Raw genomic sequence first — 9,916 nt, 5'->3', positions numbered from 1 at the left:
CTGAGCGGGCACCGGAAATTTTGGGTAATCCTACAGGAGTTTCCACGGACTGTCAAGAGACCCAAAAAATAAAAGAAAATTCGAAATATAAAAAGAGATGGAGGGAGTTCCCATGGACAAGGAAAAGTTGCAGTATTTCCGGGAGAAAATAGACGCTTTGGATAAACAGATCGCCGGGCTCATCGCCGAGAGGGCGGAGACCGCCCGGGAGATCGGCAGGGCCAAGGGCGGCGCTCCCGTGTACGATCCCGTCAGGGAAAACCAGGTCATCGGGAGGGCGCTCCTTTCGTGCCCCGATCTGGATCCGGAGGCGGTGACCAGAATTTACCGGGAATTAATCTCCCTGTGCCGGGGAGTGCAGTACCGTCCGAAGGCGGCCTTCCTCGGGCCGGAGGGGTCCTTCTCCCACGAAGGAGTGTTCGCGGCCTTCGGCGGGACAGTGGATGCCGTGCCGTGCGCCTCCTTCCCCGACGTCTTTGCCGCGGTGGACAAGGGCCTGGCCGACTGGGGCGTTCTTCCGGCGGAAAACTCGCTGGAGGGAACGGTTCTCCCCACCATGGACGCCTTTGCTTCGGCGACGAAGGATATAGTAATACATAATGAAGTATCTATTAAGGTTGACCACGTCCTCGCTTCGGAGGGGACAGCCCGGGAGGACATCCGGGAGGTCCTTTCCCATCCCCAGGCCCTGGGCCAGTGCAGGGAATGGCTCCGGTCGAACCTGCCCCGGGCGGAGCAGGTACCCGTGGCCAGCACGAGCGCGGCGGCGGCGGCGTGCGCCGGACGGCCCGAGCGGGCAGCCGTCTGCAGCGCCCGTGCAGCGGAGCGGTGCAGGCTGAATATCCTCGCTGAAAAAATCCAGGACCGGGGAAGCAACAGGACCCGTTTCTGGGTGGTGGGGCGGGGAATGCCCCGGAGGGGGGAGCGGAACAAGACCTCGTTCCTGTTCAACGTGGAGCACAAACCGGGACGATTGTTCTACGCCCTGGAGCCCCTTTACGAAAACGGCCTGAACCTGACCCACATCCAGTCCAGGCCCCTTTCAGGGAGCCCCTTCGAGTATTATTTCTTCATCGACGTGGAAGGATTCCTTGAGGATGAGCCGGTTCGGAAGGCTCTCGACACCATGAGGGAGAGGACGGCCTTCCTGCGGCTGCTGGGCTCCTATCCCTGCCGGTGAGGCCGGGGAAGGGCGATTCCACGGACCACAGCGCCGCCGTTCCGTAGAGGTCTTCCAGAATCTTGTCGGTCACCGACGAAACGGGGAACTCGTCGGTGGCCACCCTGATGTGGCAGTGGGCGTAGGCCGGGCGGCGCCTGATCATGAGGGCCCGGACGTTTCCTCCGTCCAGGAGGGGACGGGCTCCTTTCTGTTTCTCGGCCCTGGAGAGCACCGTTTCCGGCCGGACGTCCAGGATGACGAGCTTCGCCCTGGAGAGGACCATCCCCCTGAGTTCCTCGTTCACCAGGGCGCCTCCTCCGAGGGAGACCACCTGGCGGCTTCCCTCGAGAGCGCCGGCCACGGCGGCGAATTCGTACCTCCGGAAGGCGGGTTCGCCCAGGACGGAGAAGATTTCCGGCACGGTCATCCCCGCCCGTTCCTCGATCACCCTGTCGGTGTCGGTGAAGGTCCATCCGAGCCTCCGGGCGAGTTCGCTTCCCACGCTCGTTTTTCCCGAGCACATGAACCCGCCGATGAAAATGTTGTCCCGTCCCGTGTCATGAAGGCATGCAGTCATGGAGATTCCACCTTTCAGCGTGTTTTCTGTAAGCCTCGAACCGTTCCTTCAGGTCCTGCATCCGGTCGCTTCCGAACTGCTCCGCCGCCATGGAGCCCACGACCCAGGCCGTCATGGCCTCGCCCACCACGCAGGCCGCCGGGACGGCGCACACGTCGCTCCGCTCGCTGTGGGCCGCCGAGGGTTTTCCGGAGACCGTGTCGAAGGAGAGCAGCCCCTTTCTCATGGTGGGGATGGGCTTCATGGCCGCCCTGATGACGATCTCCTGTCCGGTGCTCATGCCGCCCTCGATGCCTCCCGCGTGGTTCGTCTTCCTGGTCCACCGGCCGTCCTCCACGAAAATGGGGTCGTGGACATCCCGCCCGGCACGAGCCGCGCTGCGGAACCCGTCGCCGACTTCCACTCCCTTGACTGCGGGGATGGCCATGAGGGCCCCGGCAAGTCGTCCGTCCAGCCTGCCGTCCCATTCGGTGAAGGAGCCGATGCCTGCCGGAAGGCCGGTGACGGAGACCACGAAGGTTCCCCCGAGGCTGGTTTCCTGTTCCGCCGCGGCGGTGATGCGGGCCTTCAGGGGGAGCTCGTCCTCCTCCCGGGCGACGCCGAGGTCCGAGAGGGCGGCCCGCCGCCATTCATCATCGCCCGCCGGGAGGGCCGCTGCCACACCGCCGATGGAGTCCACGGCACTGCGGACGGTGACGCCGAGCTCCTTCAGGACGAGGGCCGCAAGGGCTCCGGCGAGTGTCCGGGGAGCGGTGGTGCGGGCGCTGGCCCGTTCCAGGATATTGCGCATGTTCTCCACGCCGAATTTGATGCTCCCGGAGAGATCGGCGTGGCCCGGCCTGGGCGCCGTGACGGCCTTTTCCTTCTCGGCGGCTGGGGAGATGCTCCAGGGGTTCATCACGACGTCCCAGTGCTCCCATTCCGCGTTATCGATGGAGATTCCCACGGGGCCGCCCGTGGTGAGACCGTTCCGGATCCCTCCCCAGAGAGTGAGTTCATCCCGCTCCACGTTCTTTCTGCCACCCCTGCCGAATCCGCGCCTCCGCCGGGCCATGACGCCGGAGAGGTCGTCCCGGGAGACGGAAAGCCCTGCGGGAAGCCCGTCAACCACCACGAGAAGTCCCCTGCCGTGGGACTCTCCGCTGGTGAGGAATCTCCAGGCCATGCTCAGCCGCACCTCCCGGTGAGATGGTCAAGGGTGGAGAAGAAGCCCGGGTAGGAGATGGCCGCGCACTCCGGGTCCTCGATGTCCACGGGGCCGTCGGCGGCGAGGGCCGCCACGGCGAGGGCCATGGCCACCCGGTGGTCTCCCGAGGCGGAGACCGTGCCGCCCGAGAGCCTGGAGGGTCCTGTGATCCTCCACCCGTCCTCGAGCTCCGTCACCTTCGCTCCCAAAGCCGAGAGTCCTTTGGCCACCGCCACGATCCGGTCGCTTTCCTTGAAGCGGAGCTCCATGGCGTCCCGTATCTCCGTGGTGCCTTCGGCCAGGGCCGCCGCCACGGCGAGGATGGGAAGCTCGTCGATGAGCTGGGGGATCTCGGCGCCGGAGACCTCCGTCGCCCGGAGCCTGCTGGAGTGAACGGTGATGGTGCCGGCGGGCTCGCCGCCCCACAGTCCCGACCGCTCCACGGAGAAGGCAAGCCCCATGCGCTCGAGAACCCGGAGAAGGCCGGTGCGGGTGGGGTTCAGCCCCACGCCGGGAAGGGAGATGGACGAGTCGGGAAGGATGGCCGCCGCAACGATCCAGAAGGCCGCTGAGGAGAAGTCGCCGGGGATGGTCCATTCTGCGACCCTGAGGGGTCTTGAGGGGGCCATGGTGATGGAGTGTCCGTCGATGTAGAGGGGGATTCCGAGATGGGCGAGCATCCGTTCCGTGTGGTCCCTGGAGGCGAGGGGTTCGATGACGGTGGTGGGCTCGTCGGAGGAGAGGCCCGCCAGGAGCAGGGCGGTCTTGACCTGGGCGCTTGCCGTTTCGAGGACGTGGGTGGCTCCCCGGAGACGTTTTCCGGATACTTCCAGGGGGAGGGAGGCTCCGCCTTCGGGACCGTCGATGGAGGCTCCCACGGACTGGAGGGGCTTCACGATCCGGAGCATGGGCCGTTTCGACAGGCTGGCATCCCCCGTAATGGTGGCCCTGACGCCTGGTTTCCCCGCCAGGAGGCCGCAGAGTGTCCGGGCCGTCGTCCCCGAATTGCCGGCGTCCAGCGCCGAGGAGGGGGAGGCCAGGCCCGAAGGAGCGGAGACGGAGAGGGTTGTTCCCTTTCTGTGAATATCCGCCCCCGCCTTTTCGAGACAGGAGAGGGTGGACGCGCAGTCCGCCCCGTCGGAGAAGTTGTGCACCGTGACTCCGTCCACCGAGACGGCCCCGAGCAGCGCCGCCCTGTGGGATATGGACTTGTCGCCCGGGAGGGTTACCGTTCCCGTGATCTTTTTCGCCGGATGGATTCTCTTCATTGCCTGCACGCCCCTTTTTGTGTGGTGTGAAAATAAAAAAGACCGGATCTCGGCTGGAAACCGGATCCGGTCTTTGCTGTTCTTTCTTTTTCCCCCCTCGGGGGGCGGTCGTTGTGCCTGTGCTGCTGACCTTTTATCCCCCGAAGCTTTGAGAAGCAAGCCGTCGATCGGTTTCCAGAACAGGACAGACCAGGGGATAATAATATCCCTGGTCGCAGCTAAACGCGAATTCAAACACGAAGGTTGCGTTTTTCCTGGAAATCATCGGTATGCCTCTCCTTTCCCCGAAAGTTTCGTGCACGATACAGCTTTTTGTCCGCCTTGTCAAGGGGCAGGAGAGAAAAATATATTTAATCAAAAGTTACTTTAATATAAATAATAAATTAATAAATTTATTGTCCCTGGAACAGCCCACCCTGTTCCCTTCTCCAAAAACCTTCCCCGTGATAGTATTGCCTTGCACTTTGACAGAATTTTTGTGCAACTTTTAGCGTGTCCTGGCTTCCCGAAGGAGGAGGTGACCGATACTTTGTCCCTGTCCGCATTTTTCCGATGGCTTGAAAGGCACTTCCGGAACAAGGCGCTCATGATTCTGTTTCTCGCCGCCCTGAACCTCGGAGTTTACACCCTTGTCCTTGCAACGGGGGGCATCAAGTACGTCTACTCCCATTCCATGTACATCCCCATTCTCCTGGCGGGGTTTATTTTCGGCGCCCGGGGAGGCGTTCTTGCCGGCCTTGCCGGTGGGTTTGTCCTCGGTCCCTTCATGCCCATCGAAACAGCCACCGGCGAGCCCCAGCTTCTGATGAACTGGCTCTACCGGACGGGGCTCTTTACCCTGATCGGCCTGTTCAACGGGGTTGCGGTGGAAATGCTCCGGCGCCAGCTCAGGGAGAACGAATGGCTGGCCCGGCACGACCCCTTCACCCGGCTTCCCAACAGGGTCGCTCTCATGGAATACATCGAGGCATCGGCAAAAGAAGGCGGGGAAGCTGGAACGACTTCTTCCGCCCTTTTCGCCGTTTTCGCCGAAAACCTCATGGAGGTGGGGGCCACTTTCGGAGTCCGGATTACGGACGAAATCATGGTGCAGATGCATGACCGCCTGCAGGGTCTCTTCCCGCACGGGGTTCCCGTTTTCAGCACCCAGCCGGGCGAGCTGTCGGTGATCCTGCCCTGCGGAGGGGCGGAGGAGGCCCGGGATGAGATGGACCGTATCTCTGCGGCTATGAAGGAGCCCTTCGTTCTGCCGGACATGTCCCTGCACGTGGAAGCAGTCGCGGGCTGCGTGATGCTCGAGAACAACGGGGAGGACGGCCACTCCGCGCTCCGGAAGGCGGATATCGCCGCCCATTCCGCGGGACGAAGAGGGCAGGAAAACCTGCTCTATGACAGTGAGCTTGACGGAACCATCGCGGAAAACCTGGAGATGCTCGGCGCGTTGAAGGGCGCCATGGAGAAGGGAGAGTTGCTGCTCCACTACCAGCCGAAAGTGTCCATGAGAGACGGCCGGGTGATGGGGGCGGAATCCCTGCTGCGGTGGGGGCACCCCCTCCGGGGGCTGGTGTATCCTGCCTCCTTCGTCCCCCAGGCGGAGAAGAGCAACCTGATGAACGCCCTGACGGAGTGGGTGGCCAATGCGGCCCTGGACCAGGTCGTCCGGTGGAGGAAGGAGGGGATCGTTCTGTCTCTCGCTGTGAACGTGTCGGCCAGGGACCTATCGTCACCCCGGTTCGGTGAGATGATCATCGAAGCCATCAACCGAAGGGGCCTTGACGGAGAAAGTCTCGAGCTGGAAATAACCGAAAGCGCCATCATGGAGGATCCGCAGCACGCTATCGACGTGCTGAAGCGCTTTTCCGATGTGCGGGTGGTCATCTCCATCGACGATTTCGGCACGGGGTACTCCTCCCTGCAGTATCTTTCCCGTTTCCCGGCCACGGTGATCAAGGTGGACCAGTCTTTTGTCCGGAATCTCCGCTCCGACGACGGCGCCCGCCATATCATCGACGCGGCGGTGCGCCTCGCTCACGCCCTCGGGATGGAGGTGGTGGTGGAGGGGGTCGAGTCGGAGGAGACCTTTGGGTATAATGGACCCCGAAATTAAGACAAAAAAACGGGGGGAGGTTAAGCTCTAAACCATGGTAACGCGTCGGAACTTTTCGTCGGAATTCAAGGCAAAAGTTGTGCTCGAGCTGCTCAGGGAAGAGGAAACGCTCAGCCAGATCGCGGCCAGGCATAAAATCCATCACACCGTACTCCAAAACTGGAAAAGGACGGTCACCGAAGGATTGCCGGGCCTGTTCGCCGATCCCCGAAAGAAGAGCGCGGAGGAAATAGAGAAGGAAACCACGATAAACGACCTCTATAAACAAGTCGGGCTGCTCTCCATGCAGCTCGAGTGGCTCAAAAAAAAATGCGGTGTCGGCTCTTTCTCTTCATGAGCGAAGAGCGCTGGTGGACCGGGAGGACAGGGATTTCCCCCTCTCATGGCAATCCTGGCTGCTCGGACTGAACAGAACCGGACTCTATTACGTTCCCGCGCGTCTCTCGGAGGAGGAACTGCTGCTCCGCAGGCGGATCGACGAGATTCACACCGACCAGCCGTGCTACGGCTCCAGGAGGATGCAGGCGGCGTTGTCGCGGGGAGGGGTGCCCGTATCGCGCAAGCGGGTTCAGCGTCTCATGAGAGACATGGGCATCCTGGCGATATACCCCGGTCCGAGACTGAGCGCGGGCGGCGAGAGTCCGAAGTTCCCCTATCTTCTGCGGGGAGTGGCCATCGACCATCCGAACCACACGTGGGGAACCGACGTGACCTATGTGCGGCTCAAGGGCGGATTCATGTATCTGACGGTGTTTCTGGACTGGTATTCGCGGTACGTGGTCTCGTGGGCCTTTTCGGATTCGCTCGCGGCGGGATTCGTGGTCGAGGCGCTGGAGGACGCCTTCAGGATCGCCCGTCCGAGGATCATCAACAGCGATCAGGGAAGCCAGTACACGAGCACCCTCTATATCGACCGGATCCGCACCGAGAGCGAAAGTATCGCTATCAGCATGGACGGAAGGGGGCGTTGCATGGACAACATCTTCACGGAAAGATTCTGGAGGAGCTACAAGCAGGAGGAGGTGTATCTGAAGGAGTACGAGAGTCCCCGTGAAGCCCGCCGCTCGACGGCGGAGTACATCGAGTATTATAATCATCGACGTCCCCATCAGGCTTTGAACTATCAGACACCTTGGGAGGTGTACTCGGGGGGAACGGCTCGAAAGGTTAACATTAAATAGTCGCAATTATTTCTCGCATGAGTTAAAAATCCAATGATTTTTTGTCTTGACAACCGGGTCCACTTTAGGGATGCTCCGGGAGATGGGCTGCGACATCGCCCAGGGATACGGCGTTTCACCGCCCCTTTCCGAAGAGGAATTCCGGAACTGGTATTTCAGCAGAACATCGAACGGCTGATCCTCCGCCCCTTTTTCGTGGAGCGGAATGCGCTTTTCCCGTATTTTGCCGGTGGCGTCAGGATTTTTCCTTGTCGATCATGCGGGAGACGATGGCCCGGAAGATGAAAAAAAGCGGGGTCTCCCCGGTGTTCCGGAGGCAACCCCGCCGTTATGGGACTGGCATTGCGGATGTCAGGAAAGGCCGAACCTGGCCTCCAGGTTCCTGAGCTTCGCCGCGCTGATGCCGATGCCCCCGCAGACGACCACGAGAACAGTACCGGCGTCGCCGAGGAGGGGCGTGTTTTCGTACAGGGCCGAGAGGGAGACACCGCAGGCGGGCTCCACGAGGACCCTGTGATCGTCAAGGAACCTTGAGCACGCTGCCACCGCCGACTCGTCGGGGACGACGTAGGGCGTGATCCTGTGATTCCGGGTCAGTTCGAGGGCCGCCGGGGCCACTGCCCGGGCACCCAGCGAAGTGGCCACGGATGTTATGCTCTCCAGCTCGACTATTTCACCTGCCGCGACAGCGGCGGCGAAGGAGGCTGCCCCTTCCGTCTCGCAGGCGAGCACGGGCACTTTCCCCCAGCCGTTCCGGTCCATTCCCGCAGCCACGCCGCAGAGCAGGCCGCCCCCTCCCACGGAGAGAACGACGGCATCGGGCTTCGGACCCTGCTTCGCCGCTTCGTCCACGAGAGTCCCGTGGCCGCCCCACATGACGGGGTCGTCGAAGGCGTGGATGTATTTTGATTTCGGATCCTCCCCGGCCATGGCCAGGGCCAGTTCGTTGGATTCCTTCCAGCTCTCTCCGGAGACGATGACCTCCGCCCCGAGGGCGGCGATGGCGTTTTTCGCCTCTTCGGACGTGGTCACCGGGACGATGACGGTGGTGCAGACGCCGAGTTCCCTTCCGGCCCATGCGGCCGCGTAGCCGGCGTTGCCTCCCGAGGGGGAGATGAACCGGACCGCCCCCGACTTTACGGCTTCCTCGCAGACCCGCCCGATCCCACGCAGCTTGAAGGATCCTGCGGGCTGCATGTTCTCCATTTTCAGGAACACCCTCCGCCCCGAGACGGCGCCCAGGGGGACGGATTCCAGAAGAGGGGTTTCCCTGTGCAGGGCCATGGCTTACTGCCAGGTGAGGGCGTATTTCGCCATGACTGCCGGGCCGATCCAGAAGACGCTCTCGTTCAGGTCGAACTTGGGGTGATGGTGAGGGTAGTCCCGCTCATCGCCGAAGGTTGCCGGCAGGAAGAAGAAGGAGCCCGGCACCTTCTCCTGGAAGAAGGCCATGTCCTCTCCCCCCATGGTGGGTTCCGCCACTTCGTGGACCATGTCGGCGCCGAGGATGTCCTCCATGGCGGCCTTCATCTTTTCCGTCATCCCGCGGTCGTTGATGAGGGGGGGAGGGCCGTAGGTATAGGTGATGGACGCCTTGCCCCGGAGGGCCTCCGCCACGTCGGTGCAGATGGTCTTCAGCCTGTTCTCCAGGTTCTTCCTCGTCTCGGGCGAGAGGGAGCGGATGGTTCCCCTGATGGTGCAGCTCGGGGCGATGATGTTGGGCATGGTGCCGCCCTGGATGGTGCCCACGGTGATGACGGCGGAATCCAGGGGGCTCGTCTCCCTGCTGACCACGAGCTGGAGCAGGTTGACCGCCTGGCAGGCCATGGCGACAGGGTCCACGGTAAGATGGGGGGTGGCTCCATGTCCGCCCTTTCCTTCAAAGGTGACGGTGAACCAGTCGGAGGCGGCCATGAGGGCGCCGAAGCGGTATCCCGCCTCGCCGGCCTTGAACCCCTTCCAGAGGCTTCCGATGTGGAGACCGATGATGCCGTCCATGGCGGGGTTCTCGAACAGCCCGTCCTCGATCATGGCCGGGGCTCCCCTTCCGTCCTCCTCCGAGGGCTGGAAGATGAGCTTCACCGTTCCCTGGAGTTCGTCCCGGCACTCCGTGAGAATTTTTGCCGTGCCCAGGAGCATGGCGGCGTGGGCGTCATGGCCGCAGGCGTGCATGTTGCCGTTGGTGGCGGCGAAGGGGAGCCCCGTGTCCTCAGTCATGTTGAGGGCATCGTAGTCCGCCCGGATTCCCAGCACTTTTCCCGGCTTATTCCCCTTGATGAGCGCGACGATTCCCCGCATGCCGTTTCCGTGGCGGATCTCGTCCACGCCCATTTTTTCGAGTTCGTCGACGATGAATTTCTCAGTAACGGGGGTGTTGAAGCCTATTTCCGGGGTGGCGTGGAGAGCGCGCCTCCACTGGATGATCCGGTCGCTCA

9 protein-coding genes are annotated in these 9,916 nt (G+C 62.4%); 4 read left to right on the top strand and 5 right to left on the bottom strand.

The annotated features are described in order from the left end of the window. Positions 1-112: 112 nt before the first annotated feature. Positions 113-1,180, top strand: coding sequence for a prephenate dehydratase (gene pheA, locus JMJ95_RS12845; RefSeq protein WP_290686049.1), 1,068 nt, complete (start codon positions 113-115; stop codon positions 1,178-1,180). Here pheA and JMJ95_RS12840 read toward each other — a convergent pair. From JMJ95_RS12840 to aroA, 3 genes are read right to left on the bottom strand one after another with little or no spacing between them, the layout of a single operon-like run. Continuing rightward, positions 1,071-1,739: a shikimate kinase gene (locus JMJ95_RS12840; protein WP_290686046.1), complete on the bottom strand. Its 669-nt coding sequence runs from the start codon at positions 1,737-1,739 to the stop codon at positions 1,071-1,073. The genes pheA and JMJ95_RS12840 overlap by 110 nt on opposite strands. Further along, on the bottom strand, positions 1,720-2,904 hold the full coding sequence (gene aroC / locus JMJ95_RS12835) for a chorismate synthase (RefSeq protein ID WP_290686044.1): 1,185 nt from the start codon (positions 2,902-2,904) through the stop codon (positions 1,720-1,722). Before aroC ends, JMJ95_RS12840 begins: the two co-directional genes overlap by 20 nt. Positions 2,905-2,906: 2 nt before the next feature. Continuing rightward, on the bottom strand, positions 2,907-4,193 hold the full coding sequence (gene aroA, locus JMJ95_RS12830) for a 3-phosphoshikimate 1-carboxyvinyltransferase (RefSeq protein ID WP_290686042.1): 1,287 nt from the start codon (positions 4,191-4,193) through the stop codon (positions 2,907-2,909). A 517-nt stretch (positions 4,194-4,710) separates the two neighbouring features. On the opposite strand from aroA, the gene JMJ95_RS12825 reads away from it, so the two are divergent. From JMJ95_RS12825 to JMJ95_RS12815, 3 genes are read left to right on the top strand one after another with little or no spacing between them, the layout of a single operon-like run. Continuing rightward, positions 4,711-6,300, top strand: a complete 1,590-nt coding sequence (locus tag JMJ95_RS12825) for a bifunctional diguanylate cyclase/phosphodiesterase (RefSeq protein WP_290686041.1) — start codon at positions 4,711-4,713, stop codon at positions 6,298-6,300. A gap of 34 nt (positions 6,301-6,334) precedes the next feature. Further along, complete coding sequence (locus tag JMJ95_RS12820; protein WP_290686039.1) at positions 6,335-6,637, top strand: transposase; 303 nt, start codon at positions 6,335-6,337, stop codon at positions 6,635-6,637. Continuing rightward, positions 6,615-7,481, top strand: a complete 867-nt coding sequence (locus tag JMJ95_RS12815; protein WP_290686037.1) for an IS3 family transposase — start codon at positions 6,615-6,617, stop codon at positions 7,479-7,481. The genes JMJ95_RS12820 and JMJ95_RS12815 overlap by 23 nt, the downstream gene beginning before the upstream one ends. A 351-nt stretch (positions 7,482-7,832) precedes the next feature. Here the strand turns inward: JMJ95_RS12815 and JMJ95_RS12810 are convergent, their stop codons facing one another. Both JMJ95_RS12810 and JMJ95_RS12805 read right to left on the bottom strand, forming a co-directional pair. Continuing rightward, positions 7,833-8,765: a pyridoxal-phosphate dependent enzyme gene (locus tag JMJ95_RS12810; RefSeq protein WP_290686034.1), complete on the bottom strand. Its 933-nt coding sequence runs from the start codon at positions 8,763-8,765 to the stop codon at positions 7,833-7,835. Between the two features lie 3 nt (positions 8,766-8,768). Further along, a partial coding sequence (locus tag JMJ95_RS12805) for a M20 family metallopeptidase (RefSeq protein WP_367153807.1) occupies positions 8,769-9,916 on the bottom strand: 1,148 nt, incomplete at its 5' end.

Source organism: Aminivibrio sp. (assembly GCF_016756745.1).
Taxonomy (GTDB): Bacteria; Synergistota; Synergistia; order Synergistales; family Aminobacteriaceae; genus Aminivibrio.
Note: the sequence above shows the minus strand (reverse complement) of the source record. Positions and strands in the feature narration are given on the sequence as shown.

Bases quoted from the DNA above. Each gene is read 5' to 3' on its own strand.
- JMJ95_RS12810 (WP_290686034.1), bottom strand. From the start codon at position 8,765: ATGGCCCTGCACAGGGAAACCCCTCTTCTGGAATCCGTCCCCCTGGGC.
- JMJ95_RS12840 (WP_290686046.1), bottom strand. From the start codon at position 1,739: ATGACTGCATGCCTTCATGACACGGGACGGGACAACATTTTCATCGGC.
- pheA (WP_290686049.1), top strand. From the start codon at position 113: ATGGACAAGGAAAAGTTGCAGTATTTCCGGGAGAAAATAGACGCTTTG.
- aroC (WP_290686044.1), bottom strand. From the start codon at position 2,904: ATGGCCTGGAGATTCCTCACCAGCGGAGAGTCCCACGGCAGGGGACTT.
- JMJ95_RS12820 (WP_290686039.1), top strand. From the start codon at position 6,335: ATGGTAACGCGTCGGAACTTTTCGTCGGAATTCAAGGCAAAAGTTGTG.
- aroA (WP_290686042.1), bottom strand. From the start codon at position 4,193: ATGAAGAGAATCCATCCGGCGAAAAAGATCACGGGAACGGTAACCCTC.